The organism is Psychrobacter sp. NPDC077938 (assembly GCF_044542635.1).
GTDB lineage: Bacteria > Pseudomonadota > Gammaproteobacteria > Pseudomonadales > Moraxellaceae > Psychrobacter.
In genome coordinates this window covers 500,720-526,520 of sequence record NZ_JBITUW010000001.1, presented here as the reverse complement: position 1 = coordinate 526,520, position 25,801 = coordinate 500,720, and the positions used below count along the sequence as shown (strand labels likewise).

Sequence of the window (25,801 nt, the reverse complement as noted above, 5' to 3'; positions counted from 1 at the left end):
TGGCCAGCTATAAACTTCCCACCACATACCCTGCACAAGGCGCATCTGCAATCCACTTCGCCACAAGCTCTTCATTAGTGGCCACGCTCGCATCCAACGGCAAAAACACTGCGCTACCAGAGCCAGTCATGCGTGCTGTGCTCAGTGTTTGCGCTTCTAACCCCTGCAAATAATTCAAGGCATCTGTAACAGCAGGAGCGAGGCTCGTGACCACTGGGGTAAAGACATTATGATAAGGCGTAAGTAAATCTTGAACGTAATAATTAGACTGACTTTGAATCGTCTGTATTGATAGCGGTGCAATATCTCGCTGTAGTTTAGGATGCGCAAATAGTTTGGCAGTATTGACATGGGCATTAGGCGTCAGTACTAAATACTGCTGGTTAGGTAAGTTAATGGCAGTTAACTCTTCACCAATACCCATGGCAATAGCGTCTTGCCCAAAGATAAATATAGGTACATCCGCACCCACAGTCGCGCCAATCTTTATGAGCTCAGCACAAGTAAAGTTAAGCTGCCAAATCTCATTGAGCACTAGCATAGTCGTTGCTGCATTAGATGAGCCACCGCCTAGACCCGCGCCCATTGGCAAGTGCTTATCTAAAGTGATATGCACTTTTGCTAATTGGGCAGGTAAAGTGTTTGACTGTATGGCAAATGCTAGCAGTGCGCGTGCTGCTTTGAAAATTAAATTGTCTTCTATACTAATAGTGATAGCCTCTGCACCAGCCAATATCAGTAGCTGATGACAGAATTGATTGGCGCTTAATTCACTATCTATAGTAGAAATCACGGCATTATCGCTGACCGAAAAATGCAAGTAATCGCCCCAGTCAAGCAGACGAAATACCGTTTGCAAATTATGATAGCCATCGGCACGTTTACCCGTGATGTGCAAAAACAGATTGAGTTTTGCAGGTGATAAGCGGGTAACCGTAGAAGCAGATGGTTCGGCTATATTTTCAGTCATATTTTTTTATCATAAGGTGCAGTTATAAACAGCTATCTTAATTAGCAATGATGGTTTTTAGCAGGCTTTCTGTTGTTAATAAAAGATGGATTAATGATTGATCGTCATTACAACTTTGTTGCCTTGTGGTTGTACGGCACTAATTTTACTAGGTAACTTATCGGTACCTTTATAAGTAAAGCTAGCTGTCCACTCACCATTGACTGAGCTAACTAAGCGGCTCTGATCATCCATTTGTGGTGCACTATCTGAAGGTGCTGGGCGACCAGAAATCCAATAAGGCATTTGTGAAATTGGTGCTTGCCAACCAGTGGCTTTCTTTAGCAAGGTTTCGGGGTCATCAGCAGTCAATGTACCTGTCTTTTCGCTAACTAAAGTAGCGGTCTGACCATTGTATTCAATGTTGGTTTTACCAATACCAAGTGCGCCAATCAGCTCAATGGCAAATCGGTCATTTTGCTGACCCCATGCATAAAATGCACTACCACCTTGAGTACCTGTCGAATCATTCGCAGGTGTCGTTACCCCAATCTTGCCCGTGATATTGAAGCTCTCTAGCTTTTTGGGTTGATCAGCGTTTTGACCTTGTACAGTGGTCGTCGGTTGGTTGGTCGCGTTGGCCGTTTTTAATGACTGACAACCAGAGGTAATGACCATTGCTGCAGTTATAGCAGTAAACAGAGCCAGTTTATTTGGTTTATAAGAAGTGATGGATGCTGACATAATAGTTTCTCAAAATGGAAAGATGAACAAAGATATTAGCTTAAGCGTTATTTGTTGCTCGGTTATGCACGGCTGTTAGCTTCTTATAACGACCTTGTAATTTATAAATGCTTCGCTATTTATAAAAACCTTATCAATTCTCATATCTCTGTGGTTGCAAAGTCCAAAAATAATATCCAAAATCAGCGCTATTAATATAGCTGTATACGGTCATTGATATTGTGCTGTCCAAATGAAAAGCGCTGCTGCAAATCTGCGAGTAATGCTTCAACTTTGTCATTGTTACCTAAGCCTTGATAGGCGCGCAATAACAGCGTGCCTGAGCGCAGAGTTGGCAGCACATCATAAGGTGTCTGTAGGTAGTCGATGACCTGCTGATAGTTCTCTTTGGCCAATGCATTGCCCGCCAAGACATTTAAGGCTTGCAGATGTAGGTCGTTATCATAACGTGGGTCATCATAGCGAATCTGAATAATTGCGGTAGCTAGCGCTATACCTTGCTCTGAGCTGCGCTCATTTGCGAGTAGCAACTGTGCATAGCTTAACTGATAGGATAAGTTGCTAGGATCTAAAGCCTGCAAATGGTTGAGCAGGGTGCGCTTAACGACATAGTCTTCTTTATCATCTAAAAGCTGAGCCCGCGCGAAAAGTAGCATTTCATTATCAGGATATTTACGAGCGGCACGGGTCAATAAGCGCAGTGCTTCATCCGACTCGTTTTGTTGCCACAAGATATCGGCTTGCATGACAAAAGTGTCAGGCGCGAATACTGTGAAGTCTTTGCGCAGCTTCTCTAAAGTCGCGATTGCCCCATCGACATCGTTATCGAGTAATTCAAACGCCACTACCTTTCTACGCGCTTCTAATACCAAATCCTCTTGCATGACGCCATTGAGATAGTATTTGGCTTGATCGAACAACTGCTGACGCTCAGCACTGATACCCAGATAATAATAGGCTTGATCAAGATAAGCTGGACTCTTAGCAAGCATATTGAGTAGCTCATCGGCACTAGCGTACTCTTCAATATCCAAGCTCACTAAGGCTGCGAGCAGAGTAATTTCAGAATCATCATTGAAACGGCTATGTGCTTCAAGCAGTAACTCCCAAGCTTGTTCGCTTTGCTTTAAATCTAATAGATAGCGAATCTCATATAGATATAAGCTTTTGCTATCAGGATTACGTAGACGAGCTTGACTGACATAATTGATGACGGTTTCTGCGGTCACGATTTTACGCAATATGTCCGCTTTTAACGTAATAAAGGGCACGTAGTCTGGCTGACGCTCTAGCGCTCGATTGATATGAACGATAGCGACTTCAGGTTCGTTAAACTGATAGAGTAAACCCGCTTTTAATACTGACAATGAGGCATTTTGCTCGCTATCTAGTGGTTGCAACGCAGCAAGAAGTTCACGTTTGTCTTCATCATTGTTTGGATAAATACCTATGAGAATTTCGCTTAAGTCTGCGCGTGGGTCATAGCGCAAGATGCGGTTTAAAGTTTCACCCGCTAATATATAGTCGTGGGCACGTAAGGCCAAATGCGCGACATAAAACCAAGCAGGCACGTGGTCAGGGTTTTGGTCTTGCCATGTCTTGGCAAACTGTAATGAGTCTTCAACCCTTTCGTTACGCAAAGACAGGCTAAGCGCTCTCTCAAACACGGCTGTCGCATCTTCTTTAAAAGACTGTTGCTTATAAATAGAGACCGCACGTCGTTTGTCATCGCGATCAGCAGCAAACTCGGCATCCAGTAGAGCGTACAAGCTTGGTTCACTAAGCTCAGGCTGCCATAGACTGGTTGGCGCTAGGCCGTTAATGTTTTTTACGTTTTCTATGGTGAGCGTGTCTTCATTATAAGGTGTATCAATCGCATCACTATCTTCATTTGGTTTATCGGCAGCTACCTTATTGACAGTTACCTTATTATCAGTAGCAACGGATACTTTAGGAATTTTTGCTTCTAGCAATACATCGGGATGGCTAGCATGAACAGGGGCTGCCAAACACAGGCACACTGCTAGAGACAACGCTAACTTATACCGTTGACACAGGCGCTCAATAGCGACATGCAATAAAGCACGGAAGCTAGAGTATTCGCTATAGGGATGTGGTGACCGAAGTAATGACCCAAAAAAAATCATAGATAGCCGTATTCGCCCATGGTTTACCTACACAGATAAGGCAAGTTTGTTTTAATCATTTTAAGTTAAATATTGGCAATATGTACCCATGACAAACATTATAAGAGTAGACCGATGAGATAAACAATAGCATCCGTGTTACTCAGATATTGGCAGGTCTGACTGTATGAATGTGCTACTAGTAGCGAGTACGTTGCCAAAGAATGATACTGAAGATGATTAAATATAGATAGGTCTGTCGAACTGAATATTATAGAAATATAACAAGTTAAGATAGAGTAAGCGAATGATTTAACATTATATTATTGACCATAAGTCAAAACCCAGCTATTGATTTTATAAATCGTATGAGTAGTTGATTTGTTACATTTGCGACCAGATACAGAGATATGGTTATCATAGATGGGTGAGTGTTAATTAAAGCCCGCAATAATGATATAATAGGCGGTTTTTAGGGTCTTCCTTTTTAGCGCTGTCGTCAAAAACTGTCTTTTAAAAATAATAAGATAGCGTAAGGGGCAACTGAGCGTCATGTTTATGGTCTATCGATAATGAGATTAGTGGTCATTGGGGTCAATCACAAAACTGCACCAGTCGCTCTGCGAGAGCGCTTGGCGCTTGTGGGTGACGATGTAAATGTCGCACTCAAACAAATAGAAGCCTTTACTGATGGTAGCGTGATCGTCTCTACTTGTAACCGCACCGAAATCTATGCGCTAGTGCCGCACACTTCAACGTCGCAGCCCGCTAATAGCCAAATATCTGACTCACAATCATCCAATGTGCAAGATGTCAAAGCTGCTGGCCAATCATCATCCAACAATACTTTTAGTAGTAGCATGAATATCTCATCTGCTGCGATTAGTGCACATATTACCAAAATCAAAACGTGGCTGGCTGACTTCAAGCAACTACCACTCGTTGATATTGATCCTTATCTCTATGTACATCGTGATACCCATGCATTGACTCATTGGTTAAGAGTAGCGGCTGGTCTCGACTCTATGATACTGGGTGAGCCGCAGATTCTCGGTCAAATCAAAAACTCTGTGCATCTGGCTCAAGACCAAAAAGTACTCAGTAATCAGCTCGGCTGGATCATCGATCAAGTATTCGCTGCTGCCAAACGAGTGCGTAACGAGACTCAGGTTGGCGCCCAGGCCGTATCGCTTAGCTTTGCCGCAGCTAAACTGGTCACACAAATATTTGATGATTTACCCAGTCGTACGCTTTTGGTCGTTGCGGCAGGTGAGATGAATCGCTTGGTGGCCACCCATATCGCAGGGCTAGGGGTCGGACGAGTCATTATCTGTAACCGTAACCCCGAACGCGCCGAAGCATTAGCGGCTGAGCTACGTGGCCCTAATCGCCGCGTAGACGTTAGACCCTTACAGGAATTACCGCAAGTATTGGCAGAAGCCGATATCGTTAGCAGTTGCAGTGGTAGTATGGATTTGTTGATTGATAAGACAATGACCATACAAGCGCTAAAACGTCGCCGTTATCAGCCAATGCTTATGATAGATTTGGCCGTACCGCGCGATATCGATTCGACCATTAGCCGCATTGATGATGTTTATCTGTACTCTGTCGATGATTTGCAGCATGTGATTGCAGGTAATATCGAACAGCGTCGCCAAGCCGCAGTGGATGCTGAGCTGCTAGTGAGTCAATTGGTGGTTGAGATAGATCGCCGCTTTCAGGTTCGCCAAGTTGGCAAAGATATTCAGCAGTACCGTGCGTGTACTCAAGGTCAGGTGGATAAGCTGCTGCATGAGTCTATTGCTAAGCTGCAACAAGACGATGTCAGTCCAGAAGATATCATCACTGAGCTATCACGACGTTTGACTCAAACATTGACCCATGCACCATCGAAACTGATGCGCAAAGCCGCCCGCGAAGGTGATAGTGAGTTGCTAGACTTCGTAGTATCAGGACTACAAGATGCTCATCGTGGGCATTGATGCTTTCATCGTGGCTTTATAAATCAAAATTTATCAATCAATACCTACCAATAAATGCTCAATAGCGCAAGTCATATCGTTGCCTGAGCGTATCGTTGTCAACCTTCAGTATCAGTGCTAATATCAAGCTCTCATGGATGGCTTAGGTCAAGATATGTGCTGGTGTTTGCTCGTAATATGACTATAAATATATTAACTTCACGTTAGTAGACCTCACCAGTGTTCTTTGTTTTTTGTTTGTTTAAAAACAACGCATCTCTAGACAGCGCAAGACCTCACCATCAAAAATAATAGCACTTGATTATAGTGCTATCTAATCCATGTCGCATATTATCTAACCATACACTAGGAGTGTTCAATGCCTGCATTACGTCAAGATATCGATCCAAACGGCTTATTAGAGTATTCAGTGGTTTACACCGATCGTGCGCTGAACCATATGTCAAAAGCCTTTCAGCAAGTGATGAACGACCTATCTAGTGACCTAAAATCTGTGTATAACGCGGACGCCGTGGTGATCGTGCCTGGTTCTGGTACTTATGGTATGGAAGCAGTCGCTCGCCAATTGGCAAATGATGAAGACTGCCTAATCATTCGTAATGGCTGGTTCAGCTATCGTTGGACGCAAATCCTAGAAAAAGGCAAAATCGCCAAATCATCTACAGTCCTTACGGCCAATCGTGCTGATGATAGTGAGTCGCCAAAGCCATTTGCTCCAGTCGATATCGACGTTGCCGTAGCCAAAATCAAAGAAGAAAAGCCAGCAGTGGTATTTGCGCCGCACGTTGAAACCTCATCGGGCATCATCTTATCAGATGACTATATCAAAGCGTTGAGCGAGGCTGTGCATAGCGTTGGCGGATTATTAGTCATTGACTGCATCGCTTCAGGTTGTGTATGGCTAGATATGAAATCATTGGGCATCGATATACTGATTAGCGCACCGCAAAAAGGCTGGAGCAGTACACCGGGCGCTGGTTTGGTCATGCTAAGCGATGCTGCTGTCAAAAAAGTAGACAGTACTGAATCTGATAGTTTTAGTATCGACCTAAAACAATGGTTAAACATCATGCGTGCTTACGAAAATGGCGGTCATGCGTACCATGCGACTATGCCGACAGACAGCTTACGTCAGTTCCGTGATGCCGTGAATGAAGCCAACGCAATCGGTTTTGATAAATTGTGTGACGCGCAATGGGCACTTGGCAAACGTATCCGCGAAGTACTAGAAGCCAAGGGCGTTGAGAGCGTCGCTGCTGAAGGTTTTAAAGCACCTGGCGTTGTCGTCTCTTATACTGATCGTGATGACATGCATAAAGGTAGCGCTTTCGCTGAAATCGGGGTACAAATCGCTGCTGGCGTACCATTGAAAGTGGGCGAGCCTGATAATTTCAAAACTTTCCGTTTGGGTCTATTTGGCTTGGATAAATTGACTGATATCGATGGCACAGTAGAGCGTTTTGAAACGGCACTCGATAAAGTGCTGAGCCAGTAAAGATACCAATTAAGAGGGCTGATAAAGATATTAATAGGATAGCTTATTAAGTCTTTTTCACTGCCCTTTTTCATTGCCCTTTTTAAAGCCTTTACAGTATAGTCCTAACAGTTATAAAAAATACTGAACCATTAGTGTCATGCTAGGTTCAGTATTTTTTTACCTTTTTATTATATTTTATAATATAATGTATTTTTATAAATTAATACTCAAGTACGTATTTAATAAACTTAATTAGGTAGTCCGTTATGAGCATACAAATAGACTGGCAAGCATTTACGCCGATCTCCTTGGTAGGAGGTCTAATGCTAGGCGTAGCGACGGTCATCTTACTGCTAGGCATCGGCCGTATAGCAGGTATCAGTGGTATTTTTTCAAGCCTATTGAAACCCAAGCGTGTAGAGATGTGGCAGGTGCTATTTATACTGGGTTTGGTCATCTCACCGCTGCTATATCAGTTGGCAAGACCACTACCTGAGGTAGCTATCAGTAGCTCTCTACCATTATTGATTGGTGCAGGGTTACTGGTCGGTTTTGGCACGCGTTTAGGTTCAGGATGCACGAGTGGGCATGGTATCTGCGGTAATGCACGGCTGTCTCCACGGTCATTGGCAGCGACCGTCACCTTTATGCTGTTTGGGATTGTGACCGTTTATATCGGTCGTCACGTACTAGGCCTGCTATAGCGAACTCATGGCAGATTGCCAGATGAAGGTTGATAGCTGGGCTAACGCGCGAACGACATATGATGGTTAATAAAAGATAATAATAGCGAGATACGACGATGCTAAAAAATATAATCGGATTGCTGGCAGGACTGCTGTTTGGATTTGGATTACTGGTGTCAGGTATGACCGATCCTGTGAAAGTACAAGGGTTTTTGGACGTATTTGGCGCATGGGATATCTCCCTTGCTCTTGTGATGGGCGGTGGCCTGATAGTGGCGTTTTTCGGTGTACGATTGGCAAAGCGTCAACAGAGTAGTTGGATTGGTACACCGATTGATATGCCAAGCAAAACCGTCATCAATAAAAAATTGCTTATCGGTGCGATGTTGTTCGGTATCGGCTGGGGGTTGGTTGGTATCTGCCCAGGACCTGGAATTGTATTGCTCGGTACTGGCCAATGGCAAGCCTATGTGTTTATTCCTGCCATGATTATAGGAATGCTAGTTTATCAATGGCTTGAGCCTAAGCTTGGCTGATATAGTTAGTTCTCTATAAATTGGATACGGTGTCAGCCTCGCTTAGTCTACTATTTGTAGTACTTTCACTTGGCTTCCTTGTCTCCAAATTATATTGAACCAACTATAGTATAAATAGGCTAGCACTCGAAAAAAGGTCAGTCACTTATACGTGATTGACCTTTTTTATGAATATTAATTTGTGACAGGATTTGATATATTGTCAGATCATTTAGCACTGGCAGTTACTTTCGGCGTTTCGTGTGCCAATGATTTTGCTGCTTGGCGTAGCTCAAATTTTTGCACTTTACCGGTACTGGTCTTCGGTATTTCTGCAAAGACAATATATTTGGGCACTTTAAAGCCTGCTAGATGCTGACTGCAATGCTCCATCACCGTATCACGTTGTAGAGTGCTACCGGCGTGAATCTCGATAAAGGCGACGGGCACTTCACCCCATTTATCATGTGGCGCGGCGACGACAGCACAGCTCTCAATCGCAGGTAGTTTATACAAGACGTTTTCTACCTCGATACTAGAGATATTCTCACCGCCTGATATGATGATATCTTTTAGTCTGTCCATAATTTTGATATAGCCATCAGGATATTTGACGCCCAAATCGCCCGTACGGAACCAGCCATCAGCGAATGCCTCTTCGGTAGCCTTGCGGCTTTCTAGATAGCCTTTCATCACCATATTGCCACGTAGCGCCAGCTCGCCCATCTCTTCGCCATCAGCGGCGACTGGCTCGGTAGTACCTTGCTTAAATACTTCAAACCCTGCCATCAAGTGAGAAGTCATGCCTTGGCGCGATTTCTTTTGAGCACGGGTGGCCACATCAAGCTCATCCCATTCTTCCTGCTCAGCACAGACCGTCACTGGCCCATATACTTCAGTTAGACCGTAGACATGCGAGATATGAAAGCCCATTGCTTCCATCGCAGCCAGCATGGTTTCGGACGGTGGTGCACCAGCGACCCAGCCTTTGACGGTATGGGTGATAGCGTCTTTATACTCAGGCTTACCGCCTGCAATCATATTATGTACGACCGGCGCAGAGCAATAATGGCTAACTTGATGCTTGGCAATCAGCTGCAATATCAAATCAGCATCAATTTTTCTCAAGCATACATTGACCCCAGCACGCTCGGCGATGGTCCACGGAAAACACCAACCGTTGCAGTGAAACAGTGGCAGCGTCCATAGATACATCGGGTGTTTGGGCATGTCCCAATCTAAAATATTGGAGACAGCATTGAGAGTTGCGCCGCGATGGTGATAGACCACGCCTTTGGGCTTGCCTGTCGTACCAGAGGTATAATTGAGCGCAATAGCATCCCATTCATCTTTCGGCATCTCCCAATTATCCAAGCTATCTGAACTGGCAACCAAATCCTCATAGCTCATCTGCCCAAAGCGCTCGACATCGACAGCCTTGTCCGTTGAGTGAATGACGATTAAGTCTGGAAAAGTCTCATCGATAATCTCAGCATGTTCAGCAAATTCGCTATCTAAAATTAAAACCTTCGCTTCGGAATGCTGCAAACAAAAGGTAAGCGCATTGATATCGAGTCGGGTGTTGAGGGTACAGAGGACACCGCCTGACATCGGCACACCAAAGGCGCATTCGACCATTGCTGGCGTGTTTGGCAGCATCACGGCTACGGTATCATTTTTATCGATACCCAATTTGCGCAGACCATCAGCCAGTTGACGACAGCGAGTATAGGTCTGTTGCCATGTCTGAGTGAGGTTATTGTGTTCTAGATCGTCATAAATGATGGCAGTCTTATTAGGATAAACTTGCGCGCTGCGAATGATAAAGTCAATAGGGGTGAGCGGTTGATGGTTGGCGGCATTTTTGCCAAGACCTGTATGGAAATCTGTCATGATGATAGTCCTTTATCGTGTTTCTATAATGCGTCAATACATTAACGTCAGTATATTATTTAGTACAGTAATCTAGCATAGAAATTATAGGTATAAGTCGATATTTATCGATTTATATCTTAGTCTAATCTCTACGTGATATTAAGCTAACGGTATATAATCTACCTCAAAAGTTGGCTAGGTTTTGTGGTGTTTGCTTAACCATATGCCACAGTACAGCCTGCTACACCGTCCCGCTCGTTATATCAATTAATATAGTGCTCACTCATCAGTCGCTTGTCTGCATAGCTGACAATAATCGCGGTGTGTTACGATATCGAAGATGCTAAACCCTTTAGGCCCACTAATTCTAAAAAGCCGTTTTTAAGAAGTAGCCTCATAAACTATTCATAAGGAAAATGATATGTCTGCCAGCCATAGTGCCAACACGATCCAAACCGCTAGCACCAATGAACACTATCCGCATTTATTTGAGCCGCTAGATTTGGGCTTTACTACGCTAAAAAACCGTATGGTTATGGGCTCAATGCATACTGGGCTTGAAGACCGTTTTTATAATTATGGCAAGCTGGCGGCGTATTTTGCAGAACGTGCCAAGGGCGGCGTGGCAATGATGATCACTGGCGGCATCTCGCCCAATCGCGAAGGTTGGTTGTTGCCTGCTGGCGGAACGATGAATACCAAAGCTGACGTTATTAACCACCAGCGCGTCACCCGTGCTGTGCATAAGCACGATAGCAAAATCATCATGCAGATATTGCACAGTGGCCGCTATGGCTATCATCCTTTTGCCGTATCATCTAGCCCGATTAAATCTCCAATCTCACCGTTTAAGCCACGCAAGATGAGCATCAAAAACATCGAGCAAACGGTAAAAGACTATGCTCGCTCAGCCAAACTTGCCAAGCAAGCAGGCTATGATGGCGTCGAAATCATGGGTTCTGAGGGCTATTTGCTCAACCAGTTTTTATCAAGTCATGTGAATAAGCGTAAAGACATCTATGGTGGTGATATTCATGGTCGTATGAAGTTCGCTGTCGACGTGGTCAAAGCCGTTCGTGAAGCGACTGGCGAAGACTTTATTATTCTATTCCGCTTGTCAGTGATTGATTTAGTCAAAGACGGTAACGTCATGGATGAAGTCATCACCGTGGCCAAAGCGCTAGAAGAAGCGGGCGTGACCATCATGAATACGGGCATCGGCTGGCATGAAGCGCGTGTGCCGACTATCGTGACTAGCGTGCCACGAGCCGCTTTCGTTGATTTCACTGCTGAAATCAAAAAGCACATTAGTATCCCGATGATGGCGGCTAACCGTATCAACATGCCAGAAACAGCAGAAGAAATCGTTGCGACTGGTCAAGCAGATATGATTCAGATGGCACGTCCATTCTTGGCTGATGCACACTGGGTTAATAAAGCCAAAAACGGACAGACAGATCGTATTAATACCTGTATCGCTTGTAACCAAGCCTGCCTCGACCACACATTTGAAAACAAACGCTCGACTTGTTTGGTCAATCCGCAAGCCTGTTATGAGACTGAACTGGTCTATAAGAAAACCAAAAAACCGAAGAAAGTCGCCGTCATCGGTGGCGGTGTTGCTGGTATGTCAGCCGCTCATGTGGCCGCTTTACGTGGTCATGACGTAACTCTGTTTGAAGCAAAAGACGTGCTTGGCGGGCAGTTTAACTACGCCAAAGTCATCCCTGGTAAAGAAGAGTTCTTTGAGACTATTCGCTACTATATCAATGAGCTTGAGCATTTGGGTGTTGAGATTAAACTGAATACCAAAGTCGATAAGGAAATGCTTGAAAAAGCTAAGTTCCATCATGTCATCGTAGCAACGGGTGTCGTACCGAGAAGTCTAGAAGGTAAGCTAGAAGGGGCTGAGCTGCCACAAGTAATGAGCTATGCTGAGCTGCTGTCTGGCGAAAAAGCAGTGGGTAATACAGTAGCGGTCATCGGTGCTGGTGGTATCGGCTTTGATGTCAGTGAATATCTGACGGCTAATCATGGTAAGTCGCTGGATGAAATTGGCCCTGATGGACTAAAAGATCCAAGCTATCGTCCTGAGCCACAGTCTATCAGCGAATGGCGTGAAGAGTGGGGCGTGACCAATGATACCGACTATCAAAGTGATGGTGGTCTGGTCAGACCAGCAGCGATCAAGCCGATTCGCCAAGTTTATCTCATGCAGCGTAGCAAAGGCCGTCTGGGCAGTGGTCTAAACAAAACCTCAGGCTGGGTACATCGTGCGCATATCAAATCGCACGGCGTGATCCAAGTCGCAGGCGTGCAATATGACAAAATCACCAACGAAGGTATCTGGGTAACTAACCCACAAGGTCAAAGCCAGTTATTACGTGTCGATAGCGTCGTCGTCTGTGCGGGTCAAGAGTCAGTCGTTGAGCTGATGCCAAATGTGGGTGATGCGCCAGACGCGCAATATCACCTAATCGGCGGTGCTAAGCTAGCAGCTGAGCTAGATGCCAAACGTGCGATTCGTGATGGTGCTGAAGTCGCTGCTCAGATCTAAACTCTTTAGCATGAATGTTAAATCATGGACGGTGAGGGGATATCTCTTGCCGTCCTTTTTTATTTGGAATGAAAATTTGACTTATTAAATTGGATATTCAGTTCAGCTTATGTTTATTTCGAGAGAATCGAGAGGTGTTGTTTACTTACTCACGCTCTAATACAATCCCGTCAAAATACCCTCGCATACCACAATGCAGCCTTCTATATTGATCATCCATATCTCTTAATAATAATTGAGTTTTACCCTTATGAAGTGCTGGATATAAACGCAGCTCAACGTTTTTATCTGATTGATCATCGTTGATGACCCAATGATTCTGTGACCATACGGCCTTACTCTCTCCTAAATCACAGGTATGAGCATTGGTAAAAATCAAAACGCCATCGATAATAGAAAGATAAGGTTTATTAGCGACACTATGAATCGATACCGTATTTTTTGCCTCTCCCGTATCTTCCCAGCGCTGAGTACCTGAATTATATATTGAGATTTGAGAGGTTTGAGAAAACTTACCAAAGGCACTTTTTCTCGGTAAATCAGAAGGACTTAACTCATCTGAAAAATTCCAAGCCACACCGTAACTGCTTTGCTCTTCGATATATTCTTTATATTCACGTATCAGACATTCTTCACTTTTACAGGTATTACGCTGAAACGTAAGCCATGTGCGTTGGTTAGCAATAAGCCTATCTTTAAAAGCTTTGCTGTCTTCATAGTCAGAAGCAGCGCCAAGATTGATTTTATATTTCTTCGCCATTGCGTCATCAAGCTTAGAAAGCTCAGGACTGTCACAGACGGTTTTTTCTACCCAAGTAGCAGCCTTGTTGCAATCAAAACTTGCTGAATTTGCATAAGTGGAGAGTAGGCAAGTGCCTAAAATACCGATTGTAGTGATGCATAACTTTTTCATATTACCCTCATTTTTTAGAGCTTGATTGTATTTTAAGAAAGCTATAACTGTGATATACGTGTCATCATCACTATCTGCAAAAAACGAATCAGTCCATCCATCCTAGCCCAACTAACCAGCCTCACTCATTTACCAACTGCCAATATTTTCCATCGAAATCCAAGGCTCAATAGGTTCTAAGTCTTCGCCATTTTGTAGCAGCTCAATTGAGATATTATTAGGGTCTTTAACAAAAGCCATATGGCCATCTCTAGGCGGTCTTAATATCTCGATCCCTGCCTGTATAAAGGTGTCGCACTGTGCGTATATGTTGTCGACTCTAAAGGCAAAGTGCCCAAAATTATCGCCATTGGTATATTCTCTTTCATCCCAGTTGTGTGTCACCTCAATCTCTGGCGCACCCTCATGCGTTGCTAAAAAATATAAGCTGAATCTGCCTGATTCAGAGTCTCTCTTTCTTAGCAGTTGTAAGCCCATAAGGTCACAATAGAAAAATAACGTTTCTTCTAGTTTGTTGGTTCTAATCATTGCATGTAAGTACTTCATGAAAATACCTTAATATTGATTATTCATAAAAAATGGAGTAATGGCAGGGTGCTTTTTATGCATCGTTAATATATAAAATCTCAAATGGCGTATGTACGATTTCAATACCATTAACTATATACAGCGCATTTATGTCAGTAACTTTTTATCAAGCAGTGCAAGCGGCACACTCTGCAATACTTGCTAGATTAAATCTGACGTCGCAAAATCTAACCTTCCATCTCGCCAACTAACCACTGCTCAAAATCACTAATTTGCGCTGCCAACTCAGGTTGCGCTTTTGCTAGGTCATTGAGTTTATCTTGAATCTCTTTCTTATTATATTTAACGCCAGTCAATGTCTTTTTAAGCAGATCAATAAGCTCAACATTTAGCGCGTCAGAGAAGATGACAACTTCGGTAATCATTGCCTGCTTCACATCCATATGCAAATCCATCATGCCCCAATCAAAGCGCGTCTCGATATGATGAGTAAACTCAGGTGTTTTACCAAAGCGCCAATCCCAGTCTGCCATCTGTTGATAGTAAGCGTTTAGCGTCGGCTGCTTAGCAAGGCTAGCCTCATCTAGTTGCTCAACCTGTGCAGTCTCTTCATGATATTCACAGAACGCTTCGATAATCGCATCAGACAATGACTCGTGATTGATAGTCTCATTAAAATCTACCAAGTTTGCTACGCGAGCGCGCACAGATTTGATGCCTTTTGCTTTAAGCTTTAGCGGATGCGGGTTTAGATAGTCGCCAAGCTTTTGCATATTGGCATTGACCAGCAATGTGCCATGATGAAAGCTGCGATCGGCGGCATGTCTAAATGCGCTGCCCGATATTTTGCGGTCGCCGACCTGCATATCGTTACGACCAGACAGCGTGGCGTCTATGCCGAGTTTCTTAAGCGCATTGATGATGATGGTGAAGTTTGCTTCTTGATCGTAAGCATCACTAGGCGATAAAAAGGTAAAGTTAGTGTTACCCAAGTCATGGAATACTGCGCCGCCGCCGCTCTGACGCCGCGCTAAAAATACATCGTCTGCTTCCATCTTATCGGTTTTGCACTCTACCCATGGATTTTGTGAGCGTCCAATAACCACGGTCTCAGAGTTACGCCATAAAAATAGAGTATGTGAGTCGGGGTTAAGCGTATTAAATATCCAATCCTCGGTGGCAAGATTAAACCAAGGATTGGTCACAGCAGATTTTAGGATGCGCAGTTTCATGTATTTGACTCTTTAATAAACTGGGTTGGTGAGTAGGTTTTATAAATAGGTAGCATCATTCTTACCGATGCAAGCTTGTAATTCAATGGCTGTCTAACAGAGAGGTTGATTTTATCAGTGGCTTTGACAGTGGTGAAGACGTTGAGCATATAGAGAAAACGGTGAAAAAATTTCATAGAGGATGGTGCTAAGGTTGATGCTTCAGTTTTTAGCGGGCGGCAATAAAAGCCAAGCAAAACGCTCAGCTTTATTGCACTATGAATTGCCAGAGTACTTTGTTCTATTTAGCACAAATCTCCCACTGCGATTTTGTACTAAGATAACATTGCATAACTGCTTTACCAGACTGCGCATAGGCATCACTGACGATACGCTGATTGGTTGGCAGACGATATCTGATGATCGCTGGCTCGTCATTGACGGTGGTCGTCCATCCAGTCACTTCATTACGGTCATTATAGTTTGCACTGGTAGAGGTTGCCATTTTGCCAAATCCTGGCAGGTTATAGGAGACCTGTCTAAAACTATAACTCATCGCTGCACCCTCAGCGCCCTCATACTGACAGTTTAGCTTTTTTTGCAGTTTATCTTGTTTATAAACATAGCAAGTGGTCTCATCTGAGAACTGACCAACCCCGCAAAAACCGGCCGTTGCAACTGATATCATACCGACAAATAACGCTATCCTTTTCATAACCATTCCTCAATAATTTATAAATCCTGATAATGATGTTGGCCATCTATTTTTTGTATTGCCAAATACTAACCAATACCTTTTAGATAGTAGAAAATTAGTAAACAAATATCAACTAATATATTTTAATTAAAACTTGAATTTATTTATAAAGGCTACTTCTATCATTAGCATTATTAAGAGTAGCTGTTATAAGGTAGTGATATAAGCAGGATTTACTATGACCGTGAATCTATTTTTGTAGATATTGAATGGATGACTTACTTAAGGATGACTTTCGAGTTCTTTAGTATGTGAATAGAAAGGCGCTGGAATAGGCTAAAGTATAAGAAATATAGGATCAGCGCTGCTTGCTATATGCTGCTTAATAAAAAGGATTTGTCCAGATTTATAAATTATCAAAAGGTGAAAACCTTAAAACTGTGCTAGGAAAATTAATAAGTGGATAAAAACTCACTATAAATTTTATAAAAAATTACCCATCAAACAATTAAAAAGTTATCATCATGAGTTTTTAATCACATGATAGTTTTTACAACGCATCAGACGCTTATGACCGACACGAGTTGGCAAACGCAGTCTAAGCGCTTAATAGGATTACCCAATGACCAACCGTGACCTCATCATCTTTGTGACGCTCTCTTTTATGTGGTCACTCTCTTTCGTTTTTTATCGCATTGGCGTGCCTGAGTTTGGCTCATTGGCATTCGCCAGTTTGCGTGTGATATTCGCCGGATTGGTCATGTTGGTCTTTGTATTGCTCAATAAGAAAAACAGAGTCGGCATCAAGGAGCATTGGAAAATGCTAGCGCTCGTTGGCTTGTTTTCAGCAGCGCTGCCCTTTGTGTTGTTCTCGTTTTCCGCGCAATCAGTGAACGCAGGCGTGTTAGCCGTGCTAAATGCTTCTGTACCGATGATGAGTGGTTTTATCGCTAGAGTCTTCTTCAAAGATAGGCTATCAAAAAAACAAGCACTCGGTTTGGTCATCGGAGTGATTGGGGTAATCATACTGATGAGCGAAAGCTTATTTGGTGGCGGTGAGCCAGGCAAAGGGTTGGTCGAAGGTCTACTACCGATGGGCTACGCGCTACTGGCCTGTGTGGGTTATGCGCTTGGGGCCAACATCACCAAAAACTATCTGTATGAGGTATCGCCAGTCGCTATCACCGCAGGATCGCTCATTATCGGTAGTATCATTATGCTGCCTGTAGCCTTTAATGAGTTCCCATATGGTAAAGATATCAGCATAAAGGCGTGGGTATCAGTGATCTGTATCGGTGTATTTTCGACTGCCATTGCCCTTATTTTTATGAATCAGCTGATTAAAAACATTGGCCCGACGCGCGCCACTAGTATTACCTTGGTCATTCCGATTTTTGCCATCATTTTAGGGTATCTACTGCTTGGTGAAGCCCTAAATATCCAAGCCATCATTGGTTCAGTAGTAATATTGTTTGGTACATATCTGTCATTAGAGCTGTCTATCAAAAAAATGCTACAACCAAAGAATTCCACGCGGGCGACGTGAGTTTAAGCTACGGTAAACTGTCTTCGTAGCCTTTAATTATAAAGATTCGAATATCTAAATATTGGTGTTTCTGTTTGTAAATATTGCTTGGAATAATTGCATTTGCCCCCTATAAAGAACTCGGCTTATGAGTAGCGTACTTCGCAAATTATAGAACGACAGCTAAGTGCTACCTACTAATATAAGTGCTATTTATTACCAATAATATTAAACCTGATAGTAAGGTTTAAAACAATAAACAGGGCTTTTTATGGCACATGATAATCTATTTGAAACCGTCAAGATGGGTACCCAAACCCTAAAAAACCGCATCATTATGGCACCGTTGACGCGTCTGCGTTCGGTTGAGCCAAGCGATGTACCAACAGCACTGGCAAGCGAATATTATTCACAGCGTGCAGGTTCTGGCTTGGTAATCACTGAAGCGACGCAAGTATCTTTTCAAGCGAAAGGCTATGCTGGCGCGCCAGGCGTTCATACCAAAGACCAAATCACTGCGTGGAAAACCATCGTAGATAACGTCCATGCTAAAGGTGGCAAAATTGTCGTACAGCTATGGCACACGGGCCTAGTCTCTCATGAGAGTGTACAGCCAGATGGTAAAGCGCCTATCTCTGCTTCTAACGTTGATGTTGGTGTACGTACCTCACTACGTGACAGCGACAACCAAGCCATTCGCGTAGATGCAACGCCGCCACGTCCAGCCACGCTTGAAGAAATCAAACAAGTTATCGCTGACTTTGGTCAAGCAACTAAGAACGCCAAAGAAGCGGGTTTTGACGGTGTAGAAATTCATGGTGCTCATGGTTATTTATTGCATCAGTTCTGGGTTGAGCAAACCAACCAACGCGATGATGAATACGGCGGTAGCCGCGAAAACCGTGCGCGCTTGACGCTTGATGTTATCGATGCGTGCGTAGACGCTTGGGATGCAGATCATGTTGGTATTCGTATTTCACCACTTGGTACGTTCAACAACGTAGAAGCTGGATATAACGAAGACGAAAATATCTGGATGATTGAGCAGATTAACAAACGCGGAATCATGTATCTGCATCTGTCAGAGCCAGATTGGGCAGGTGGTACGCCGTATAGCGAAGACTTCCGTAAGCGTGTGCGTGCTGCTTTTGATCAAATGATTATCGCAGCTGGTGGCTATACTGCCGAAAAAGCAGAGCAAAATGTAAAAGCGGGCTATATTGATGCTGTTGCCTTTGGCCGTGACTATATCGCCAACCCTGATTTGGCTGAGCGTATCCAAAAAGGCGCGCCTCTTAATGAGCAGCATCCAGAGTCTTTCTATGGTGGCGGTGCTGAAGGTTATACCGACTATCCATTTTTAGACCAAGCGTAATAGTTAGATTTTTAACTAAATAACGCAACATAAAAAAGCCGCTTAACTATCAATAGTTGAGTGGCTTTTTTTTATGCATAAATTTTCATTATTTGCCGAAAATACCTATCTGATAATCACGAAAGGTTTGACGTAGTTCTTCTTGAGTATTCATGACAAAAGGACCGTGACCTGCGACTGGCTCACCGATTGGCTCGCCGCTTAGCAGTAGCAATTTGATAGGGGTATCGTCATCAGTAGTTGCAGGGTAGGTCAGTTCGATAGTATCGGTCGTAGGTAAGGATGAATATTCAGTTTGTGTGTCTACATGAGCTTGGATAGGCGCTGAAAACTCAATCAGGCTGCCTGCGCTGACGGCTGTACCGTTGACCAATACTTGACCTTCTTGTACCAGCAGTAGGGTGTTGTGTGTTTTCGGTACTTGTAGCGTGGTTGTACCTGCTGTATGTAGCTCGATATCCCACATATTGACTGGCGTAAATGTCGTTGCGGCTCCCGTTATTCCATGCCAGTCACCAGCAATAATGGCAGCTTGGCCGATGACAGTTTGCCCATCGCTATTGTCTATCAGATCAACGATAGGCATGTCAGCACGTTTGATAGACTGATATTTGGGGTCGGTCAGTTTGTGGGCGCTTGGCAAGTTGACCCATAACTGCACCATACTAAAGACGCCGCCACGTTGCCCAAAGGCTTCAGAGTGGAACTCTTCGTGCAGAATACCGCGACCAGCAGTCATCCATTGTACATCACCTTCTAAAATATCGCCGCGCCCACCTGTCGAGTCTGCATGGCTAATCTCACCTGAATAAGCGATGGTTACGGTCTCAAAACCTTTGTGTGGGTGCAGTCCAACACCATGCGGTTGCAGCTTATAATCAGGATTGGGCGAAAAGGTCGTAGGCTTACCGTAGTCAAATAATAAAAAGGGATCGGTATGGCTATAGTTAAAATCAGGATTATTATCGAGATGATTGATTAGGGTTTTTACAAAAAAACCGTCACCTACCCAATGCGGCTTTTTATCACCATGAATATGCTTGATTGAACGCATGGATTACCTCATAAGTCTAAGTGGCATTGCTATCAATAGGATGAATGCCTTATGTTAATTCTACTATGAAAATAGACTTATGTTGTGTTTATTCTCATCGTTCTCTAAGATTACTGTCTAAAACCATTCAACTATCATCAAACATACTGTCAGCCATTATCTGAACATTGATCAATTATTCAAATCCTAACAGACACTAAAGCCACTATTATCGCTATAAATAGTGAAGCCATTAAGGTGATTAAACGACTTCACCACTGACAAAACCACTGGCCCAAGCCCATTGAAAGTTATAGCCGCCAAGCCAGCCTGTCACGTCAAGCACCTCACCGATAAAGTACAAGTTATCTTGTAAGTTGCTTTGCATCGTTTTGGAAGATACTTCGTCGGTTGTGACGCCGCCGCGTGTGACCTCAGCGGTGCGGTAACCTTCTGTACCCGAGGGCTTGAGCTGCCAGCCATTGAGCGTAGCACCAAGTACTGTAAGTCGCTCGTCTTTGATATTGGCAAGCTCAGTATCTTTGAAGTCTTCCCACAGATGCGTCTGTAACGCTGCCAATAGCTTCTTGGGTAATGCGTTATCTGTATTTTCTGCCAACACGGTACGAATCAGTTGGCGTGGGTGTGATTTTTTGCGAGTGAGTAAAAGCTCAGTGACGTCTATCTCAGGCAACAGATTGATACTGATGGTTTCGCCAGTCTGCCAATAGTTGGAGAGCTGTAGCATGGCAGGGCCAGAGAGACCGCGATGGGTAAATAGGACAGGTAGTTTAAAAGAGATATGCTCGTTACTGGCAATAACTGGCAAACTAATACCAGCCAAGGCACGGATAAGCTCGCCTGTTTTGTCAGTGAAAGTAAACGGCACAAGACTGGCATCAGTAGGCACGAGCGTATGGCCGAACTGCTGTGCCAACTCATAGCCGATACCACTTGCCCCCATGGTCGGGATAGACAGACCGCCAGTAGCGACAACTAAAGACTCACAGCTATAGCGTGTCTGAGAAGGTTGAGTGCCGCTCGCGATGTCTTTTTTACCAAGCTTTTTGCTCGTCATTAGATAAAAGCGTTCGCCGTTATCATGAGCAGCAGTTTTAACATGATCAATTTGAGCATTAAGCTTTACTTGTACGCCTACGGCCGCGCACTCATCTAGCAGCATAGATAAGATATCTTGTGCCGAGTCGTCACAGAATAGCTGACCATGTTCGCGCTCATGGTAGGCAATCTTATGCGACTCTACCATGCCGATAAACTCCCAACTCGGGTAACGACTTAGCGCTGATTTGCAGAAGTGAGGATTGGCACCGATAAAATGCTCAGGCTCTACAAAGTAATTGGTAAAGTTGCAGCGACCACCACCCGACATCAAAATCTTTTTGCCAGCTTTATTGGCATGATCTAACACCAATACGCGGCGACCACGGCGACCAGCAGTCAGTGCGCAATACAATCCTGAAGCACCAGCACCGATGATAATGACGTCATAGTGGTTATCAGTAGACTTTTTGGCTGACGATGGATTACCCGCTGATGAATTGCTTGGCTTTGCTTGTTTTGGCATTTGACTCATGATGATGACTTATAGAATAGTTTTGGATAGACGATATAAAGTAGCTAATTATACCATGGCAATAATGGCGGTGTTTTTAGGTGAGTAATATAAATAGCTTTTGCCGCTTGCTATAAATCATTGAATAACTTTGATTTTTCTATAGACAATAATTCGTAGTTGGTATAATGTGAATATATGAATATTATTCGCTACTACTGCTGCCATGTTGATTACTTCCTAAAACGCTAGTCGTTTTGATATGAAGAAAATGAATTTCTTTACAAGTAGTTGATGAAAAAGTCAGTCGATTGAACCGCTTATTCAAACATTGTCACGGATGATAATGTTAAGACAAAAGGGACTTTATGGATATCCTACAACTGCTCATTAGCGGGATTGCTAATGGTTGTATATATGGGCTGTTAGCGCTGGGTTTTGTACTCATTTACAAAGCCTCAGAAGCGGTCAATTTCGCTCAAGGCGACATGCTTATGCTCGGTGCCTTTCTGGGCATATCTTTCATCAATGCCGATCAGGCAAACCTTCCCTTCTTATTAGGCATCACCTTTGCTGCTGTCATCATGGGCGCATTTGGCTACTTACTCGATCGCTTTATCCTACGTGGTATTTTTGGTCAGCCGCAATTTGCGATGGTCATCCTTACCATCTCGCTTGGTTTCTTGATGCGCTTTGTCGCTGGTGTCATCTGGGGACATAGCCCAGTCTCATTACAGACACCGTTTTCAGGCAAGATGTTGGCATTAGGCTCGCTGAGTATCGCTTATGTTGACATCATTATCATCATATCTACTATCGCATTAACCTCTATTTTGTACTTCTTTTTTGCCCATACGCGGCTTGGTATTGCGATGCAAGCCAGTAGTCAAAACCAGATGGCAGCCTATTATATGGGTATTCCCGTCAAGCGGGTCAATGGTATCGTTTGGGCGTTGTCAGGGGTGGTTGCCGCACTTGCTGGCATACTATTTGCGGCCAAAGGCGCTATCGAACCCTCTGTCGGATTACTGTTTGGTATCAAAGCCTTTGCCGCTGCGGTAATCGGTGGGTTAGGCTCCTTGCCTGGTGCGCTGGCAGGCGGATTGCTAGTAGGGGTGATAGAGCCCTTTGCTGGTCGTTATCTACCGCTAGGTCTTAGTCAAATTGCGCCTTATGTGGTTATGTTGATCGTACTAATCGTACGTCCGGGCGGTATTTTTTCTCAGGTCAAACAGAAAAAAGTATAGAAGCTTTGATCCAAGGCAGCTTTGATTCAAGGATGACAAAGCGGCCTCCAAAACTTTTCAAGGATGAGTACTGCCCATGAAAGCTCAGTTTAAACACAGCTATGATCAAGATATCAATATCTTCGATGACAAAAGCCAACTCATAAAGTATGGCGTGCTCCTCTTGCTATTACTGATGGCGCCTTGGTTATTGAGCAACTATTACATCAGTGAGCTTAGCGCCATATTGATTTGGTCTATCTCTGGACTGGGTCTGATGCTCTTGACGGGGCATACCGGACAGGTCAGCTTAGGGCATGCTGCCTTTATGGCGATAGGAGCATTTAGCCATATGGCACTCATGGCTCGAGGGTGGAATTTTTTCCCTGCTTTGATTGCCTGTGCACTCATCACTGGGGTTATCGGTGCGATCATTGCCAGACCAATCTTAAGAACCAGCGGCATCTACTTAGCCATCGCAACCTTAGCGCTTAGTATTATCGTCGAGGACATCGCTATCGTAGCTGAGCCTATTACTGGCGGCATCTCTGGTACCTTTGCTTCTCCCATTAACCTCTTTGGCTACACCATCGATCGTTATATCACGCCAAAAGCATTTTATTACTTATGCCTCGCGCTCGTGGTGCTAGTTACCTTAGGGTATATCAACTTACTCAGAAGCGGCACAGGACGATCGTTCTTAGCCATCAGAGACAGCGAAGTATCCGCCCGCGCGCTTGGCGTCAATGTACCGCAAGCCAAAACGCTAGCTTTTAGCATATCTTGCGCGATTACCGCTATTGGCGGCGCTATGTACGGGCATTTTGTGCAAGCGGTCAATTATGAGAGCTTCACCGTTATCATCTCTATCACCATCCTACTGCAAATTGTCATTGGCGGTTTGGGCTCCATACATGGTGCGTTTTTTGGTGCTGTCGTCGTTGTCTTATTGCCACAAGTGATTGCTATATTAGGCGATATGGTTGGTCAAGGTGCGGGCTCTAGTATCACCAGTATTCCTGGTATTGATACGGCGCTGTTTGCCTTAGTCATTGTCATCATGATCATCTATGAGCCACGCGGTATATACGGCATTTGGATAAAGATACGGACTTGGTTTCAGATGTTTCCGTTATATCGAAAAGGACTGTTTCGCCGTTCTAAAACTTATCTTAAAACGGAGCGTATGCGATGAGCTTATTAAAAGTTGACTCCTTATCTATCGCGTTCGGTGGTGTAAAAGCCGTTGATAATATTAGTTTTGAGGTAAACGAGGGCGAGGTATTTACTATCGTAGGGCCTAATGGTGCTGGTAAATCAACCATTTTCAACTTAATCAGTCGCTTATACGAGCCGCTTAGTGGTCGTATTACTTTTGATGGCACTGATATTACTAAGCTCCCAGCTCACGATATCGCAAAATTGGGTATTGCCCGTACGTTTCAAAACATTGAGTTGTTTGATCACTCAAGCGTGCTTCAAAACCTGCTTATCGGTCGACATTCACAGCGTAATACGTCGTGGATACAGGACTTGCTGTTTTTGCCAAAGGTGCGCCGTAGCGAGCGTGAGCATCGTCTACAAGTGGAGAAGATTATAGATTTTTTAGAGTTAGCGCCTTATCGAGATAAACTCATTGCAGGTTTGCCTTACGGTATTAGAAAGGTGGTTGAGATTGCGCGCGCACTAGCCGCTAATCCAAAACTTATTTTGCTCGATGAGCCGGCCTCTGGTCTCAGCGTAGAGGAAACGTCCGAGATGGCATGGTGGATTGAGGATATGCAAAAAGATCTTGGCTTGACTATCTTGATGGTAGAGCATGACATGAGTCTTGTTAATCGGGTTTCAGATCGAGTATTGGCCGTCGCTGAAGGTAAGTTTTTGGCTCAGGGCACGGCAGCTGAGGTGCAAGCCAATCCACAGGTTATTGAAGCCTATCTTGGACAGGAGAGTGTGTAATGTCATCTATCAAAAAATCACTATCCTCTGCCGCGCCAGCTACTGAAATGAATTTGGTCGACTCTGAAGTAAAGAATAACGTGCTAGAGGTGCGAAATCTAGAATCCGCTTATGGTCCAGTGATGGCATTGAGAGGCGTGAGTCTAGAGGTACCCGAAGGTAAAGTGGTCACGATTTTGGGCGCGAATGGGGCGGGCAAGACGACGCTAATGAAAACCATCTCGGGGGTTATCAATCCTCGTAAGGGCGCAGTATGGTTCCACGGTGAGCGTATCGATGGCACTGAACCTGATCGCTTGGTCAAAAAAGGACTGTCGCATGTACCCGAGGGACGCGAGGTATTTCCTTTTTTGAATGTCGCCGAAAACTTAGCGATGGGCGCTTATACTCGGCGTGACAAGTCTGAGATACAGCGTGATGTCGAGATGATATATGAGTATTTTCCTATTCTAAAAGATCGCCGTACACAAGCAGCTGGCACGATGTCTGGTGGTCAGCAGCAGATGCTCGCTATCGGTCGAGGGCTAATGTCACGACCCTCTCTTATGCTACTCGATGAGCCGTCTCTTGGACTGTCTCCATTATTGGTACAAGAGATATTTGCCATTATTCGACGATTAAATAAAGAGCAAGGCGTCACAATTCTACTAGTAGAACAAAATGCCAGAGTTGCCTTGGCAGCAGCGGATTACGGTTATGTGTTAGAAACAGGGCGTATTGTCATGGCAGGTTCAGCAGACAAACTGATGCACTCTGATGATATTAAAGAGTTCTATTTGGGACAAACCAAAGATAACACTGCGGAAGCCACTCGGTGGAAACGCAAAAAGACTTGGCGATAATAATC

Annotated in this window: 21 protein-coding genes; 11 read left to right on the top strand and 10 right to left on the bottom strand. The window is 44.1% G+C overall.

The window, feature by feature from the left end:
• Window positions 1-7 precede the first annotated feature (7 nt).
• The 3 genes from ispE to ACIGBM_RS02215 all read right to left on the bottom strand — a co-directional run bounded on the left by ispE (window position 8) and on the right by ACIGBM_RS02215 (window position 3,840).
• Window positions 8-970 (bottom strand): 4-(cytidine 5'-diphospho)-2-C-methyl-D-erythritol kinase, encoded by a 963-nt coding sequence (gene ispE / locus ACIGBM_RS02225; RefSeq protein WP_397476602.1) that lies wholly within the window; start codon window positions 968-970, stop codon window positions 8-10.
• 90 nt (window positions 971-1,060) lie between these two features.
• On the bottom strand, window positions 1,061-1,693 hold the full coding sequence (gene lolB / locus ACIGBM_RS02220) for a lipoprotein insertase outer membrane protein LolB (RefSeq protein ID WP_397476601.1): 633 nt from the start codon (window positions 1,691-1,693) through the stop codon (window positions 1,061-1,063).
• Between the two features lie 191 nt (window positions 1,694-1,884).
• Window positions 1,885-3,840 (bottom strand): hypothetical protein, encoded by a 1,956-nt coding sequence (locus tag ACIGBM_RS02215; protein WP_397476600.1) that lies wholly within the window; start codon window positions 3,838-3,840, stop codon window positions 1,885-1,887.
• 551 nt (window positions 3,841-4,391) lie between these two features.
• On the opposite strand from ACIGBM_RS02215, the gene hemA reads away from it, so the two are divergent.
• From hemA to ACIGBM_RS02195, 4 genes are all read left to right on the top strand, one after another.
• A complete protein-coding gene (gene hemA / locus ACIGBM_RS02210; RefSeq protein ID WP_397476599.1) occupies window positions 4,392-5,804 on the top strand; it encodes a glutamyl-tRNA reductase in 1,413 nt (470 codons plus the stop codon).
• A gap of 358 nt (window positions 5,805-6,162) precedes the next feature.
• Window positions 6,163-7,299 (top strand): aminotransferase class V-fold PLP-dependent enzyme, encoded by a 1,137-nt coding sequence (locus ACIGBM_RS02205; RefSeq protein ID WP_397476598.1) that lies wholly within the window; start codon window positions 6,163-6,165, stop codon window positions 7,297-7,299.
• Window positions 7,300-7,547: 248 nt separating this feature from the next.
• The gene (locus tag ACIGBM_RS02200) at window positions 7,548-7,985 is read left to right on the top strand and encodes a YeeE/YedE family protein (RefSeq protein WP_290175651.1); all 438 of its coding nucleotides are present in this window, start codon (window positions 7,548-7,550) and stop codon (window positions 7,983-7,985) included.
• Window positions 7,986-8,083: 98 nt separating this feature from the next.
• Window positions 8,084-8,503 (top strand): DUF6691 family protein, encoded by a 420-nt coding sequence (locus ACIGBM_RS02195; protein ID WP_397476597.1) that lies wholly within the window; start codon window positions 8,084-8,086, stop codon window positions 8,501-8,503.
• A 207-nt stretch (window positions 8,504-8,710) separates the two neighbouring features.
• On the opposite strand, the gene ACIGBM_RS02190 is transcribed toward ACIGBM_RS02195, so the two are convergent.
• The gene (locus ACIGBM_RS02190) at window positions 8,711-10,375 is read right to left on the bottom strand and encodes an AMP-binding protein (protein ID WP_397476596.1); all 1,665 of its coding nucleotides are present in this window, start codon (window positions 10,373-10,375) and stop codon (window positions 8,711-8,713) included.
• Window positions 10,376-10,778: 403 nt separating this feature from the next.
• On the opposite strand from ACIGBM_RS02190, the gene ACIGBM_RS02185 reads away from it, so the two are divergent.
• Window positions 10,779-12,914, top strand: a complete 2,136-nt coding sequence (locus ACIGBM_RS02185; RefSeq protein ID WP_397476595.1) for an FAD-dependent oxidoreductase — start codon at window positions 10,779-10,781, stop codon at window positions 12,912-12,914.
• 145 nt (window positions 12,915-13,059) lie between these two features.
• On the opposite strand, the gene ACIGBM_RS02180 is transcribed toward ACIGBM_RS02185, so the two are convergent.
• The 4 genes from ACIGBM_RS02180 to ACIGBM_RS02165 all read right to left on the bottom strand — a co-directional run bounded on the left by ACIGBM_RS02180 (window position 13,060) and on the right by ACIGBM_RS02165 (window position 16,281).
• Entirely contained in the window at window positions 13,060-13,827 is a 768-nt protein-coding gene (locus ACIGBM_RS02180; RefSeq protein ID WP_397476594.1) for a lysozyme inhibitor LprI family protein, read from the bottom strand.
• A gap of 129 nt (window positions 13,828-13,956) precedes the next feature.
• Window positions 13,957-14,373 (bottom strand): VOC family protein, encoded by a 417-nt coding sequence (locus tag ACIGBM_RS02175; RefSeq protein ID WP_238036164.1) that lies wholly within the window; start codon window positions 14,371-14,373, stop codon window positions 13,957-13,959.
• A gap of 209 nt (window positions 14,374-14,582) precedes the next feature.
• Window positions 14,583-15,587, bottom strand: a complete 1,005-nt coding sequence (locus ACIGBM_RS02170; RefSeq protein WP_397476593.1) for a lipoate--protein ligase — start codon at window positions 15,585-15,587, stop codon at window positions 14,583-14,585.
• Between the two features lie 280 nt (window positions 15,588-15,867).
• On the bottom strand, window positions 15,868-16,281 hold the full coding sequence (locus ACIGBM_RS02165) for a hypothetical protein (protein ID WP_238051353.1): 414 nt from the start codon (window positions 16,279-16,281) through the stop codon (window positions 15,868-15,870).
• Window positions 16,282-16,885: 604 nt separating this feature from the next.
• On the opposite strand from ACIGBM_RS02165, the gene ACIGBM_RS02160 reads away from it, so the two are divergent.
• On the top strand, window positions 16,886-17,809 hold the full coding sequence (locus ACIGBM_RS02160) for a DMT family transporter (RefSeq protein ID WP_397476592.1): 924 nt from the start codon (window positions 16,886-16,888) through the stop codon (window positions 17,807-17,809).
• 250 nt (window positions 17,810-18,059) lie between these two features.
• Complete coding sequence (locus ACIGBM_RS02155; RefSeq protein ID WP_201568238.1) at window positions 18,060-19,163, top strand: alkene reductase; 1,104 nt, start codon at window positions 18,060-18,062, stop codon at window positions 19,161-19,163.
• Window positions 19,164-19,251: 88 nt separating this feature from the next.
• Here the strand turns inward: ACIGBM_RS02155 and ACIGBM_RS02150 are convergent, their stop codons facing one another.
• Window positions 19,252-20,217 (bottom strand): pirin family protein, encoded by a 966-nt coding sequence (locus ACIGBM_RS02150; RefSeq protein WP_397476591.1) that lies wholly within the window; start codon window positions 20,215-20,217, stop codon window positions 19,252-19,254.
• Between the two features lie 241 nt (window positions 20,218-20,458).
• Window positions 20,459-21,790 carry an NAD(P)/FAD-dependent oxidoreductase gene (locus ACIGBM_RS02145; RefSeq protein WP_397476590.1) on the bottom strand — a complete coding sequence of 444 codons (1,332 nt, stop codon included), beginning with the start codon at window positions 21,788-21,790 and terminating at the stop codon, window positions 20,459-20,461.
• A gap of 347 nt (window positions 21,791-22,137) precedes the next feature.
• On the opposite strand from ACIGBM_RS02145, the gene ACIGBM_RS02140 reads away from it, so the two are divergent.
• From ACIGBM_RS02140 to ACIGBM_RS02125, 4 genes are all read left to right on the top strand, one after another.
• Window positions 22,138-23,016 carry a branched-chain amino acid ABC transporter permease gene (locus ACIGBM_RS02140; protein ID WP_057758078.1) on the top strand — a complete coding sequence of 293 codons (879 nt, stop codon included), beginning with the start codon at window positions 22,138-22,140 and terminating at the stop codon, window positions 23,014-23,016.
• A 76-nt stretch (window positions 23,017-23,092) separates the two neighbouring features.
• On the top strand, window positions 23,093-24,190 hold the full coding sequence (locus ACIGBM_RS02135) for a branched-chain amino acid ABC transporter permease (RefSeq protein WP_057758081.1): 1,098 nt from the start codon (window positions 23,093-23,095) through the stop codon (window positions 24,188-24,190).
• Window positions 24,187-24,954 (top strand): ABC transporter ATP-binding protein, encoded by a 768-nt coding sequence (locus ACIGBM_RS02130; protein ID WP_010196014.1) that lies wholly within the window; start codon window positions 24,187-24,189, stop codon window positions 24,952-24,954. Before ACIGBM_RS02135 ends, ACIGBM_RS02130 begins: the two co-directional genes overlap by 4 nt.
• Window positions 24,955-25,001: 47 nt before the next feature.
• The gene (locus ACIGBM_RS02125; RefSeq protein ID WP_037032897.1) at window positions 25,002-25,796 is read left to right on the top strand and encodes an ABC transporter ATP-binding protein; all 795 of its coding nucleotides are present in this window, start codon (window positions 25,002-25,004) and stop codon (window positions 25,794-25,796) included.
• Window positions 25,797-25,801 lie beyond the last annotated feature (5 nt).

Coding starts and splice junctions, on each gene's coding strand:
- ACIGBM_RS02140 (WP_057758078.1), top strand. CDS start 22,138: ATGGATATCCTACAACTGCTCATTAGCGGGATTGCTAATGGTTGTATA.
- ACIGBM_RS02195 (WP_397476597.1), top strand. CDS start 8,084: ATGCTAAAAAATATAATCGGATTGCTGGCAGGACTGCTGTTTGGATTT.
- ACIGBM_RS02150 (WP_397476591.1), bottom strand. CDS start 20,217: ATGCGTTCAATCAAGCATATTCATGGTGATAAAAAGCCGCATTGGGTA.
- ACIGBM_RS02170 (WP_397476593.1), bottom strand. CDS start 15,587: ATGAAACTGCGCATCCTAAAATCTGCTGTGACCAATCCTTGGTTTAAT.
- ACIGBM_RS02155 (WP_201568238.1), top strand. CDS start 18,060: ATGGCACATGATAATCTATTTGAAACCGTCAAGATGGGTACCCAAACC.
- ACIGBM_RS02190 (WP_397476596.1), bottom strand. CDS start 10,375: ATGACAGATTTCCATACAGGTCTTGGCAAAAATGCCGCCAACCATCAA.
- ACIGBM_RS02130 (WP_010196014.1), top strand. CDS start 24,187: ATGAGCTTATTAAAAGTTGACTCCTTATCTATCGCGTTCGGTGGTGTA.
- ACIGBM_RS02160 (WP_397476592.1), top strand. CDS start 16,886: ATGACCAACCGTGACCTCATCATCTTTGTGACGCTCTCTTTTATGTGG.
- lolB (WP_397476601.1), bottom strand. CDS start 1,693: ATGTCAGCATCCATCACTTCTTATAAACCAAATAAACTGGCTCTGTTT.
- ispE (WP_397476602.1), bottom strand. CDS start 970: ATGACTGAAAATATAGCCGAACCATCTGCTTCTACGGTTACCCGCTTA.
- ACIGBM_RS02205 (WP_397476598.1), top strand. CDS start 6,163: ATGCCTGCATTACGTCAAGATATCGATCCAAACGGCTTATTAGAGTAT.
- ACIGBM_RS02125 (WP_037032897.1), top strand. CDS start 25,002: ATGAATTTGGTCGACTCTGAAGTAAAGAATAACGTGCTAGAGGTGCGA.
- ACIGBM_RS02165 (WP_238051353.1), bottom strand. CDS start 16,281: ATGAAAAGGATAGCGTTATTTGTCGGTATGATATCAGTTGCAACGGCC.
- ACIGBM_RS02200 (WP_290175651.1), top strand. CDS start 7,548: ATGAGCATACAAATAGACTGGCAAGCATTTACGCCGATCTCCTTGGTA.
- ACIGBM_RS02180 (WP_397476594.1), bottom strand. CDS start 13,827: ATGAAAAAGTTATGCATCACTACAATCGGTATTTTAGGCACTTGCCTA.
- ACIGBM_RS02145 (WP_397476590.1), bottom strand. CDS start 21,790: ATGAGTCAAATGCCAAAACAAGCAAAGCCAAGCAATTCATCAGCGGGT.
- ACIGBM_RS02215 (WP_397476600.1), bottom strand. CDS start 3,840: ATGATTTTTTTTGGGTCATTACTTCGGTCACCACATCCCTATAGCGAA.
- ACIGBM_RS02185 (WP_397476595.1), top strand. CDS start 10,779: ATGTCTGCCAGCCATAGTGCCAACACGATCCAAACCGCTAGCACCAAT.
- ACIGBM_RS02135 (WP_057758081.1), top strand. CDS start 23,093: ATGAAAGCTCAGTTTAAACACAGCTATGATCAAGATATCAATATCTTC.
- ACIGBM_RS02175 (WP_238036164.1), bottom strand. CDS start 14,373: ATGAAGTACTTACATGCAATGATTAGAACCAACAAACTAGAAGAAACG.
- hemA (WP_397476599.1), top strand. CDS start 4,392: ATGAGATTAGTGGTCATTGGGGTCAATCACAAAACTGCACCAGTCGCT.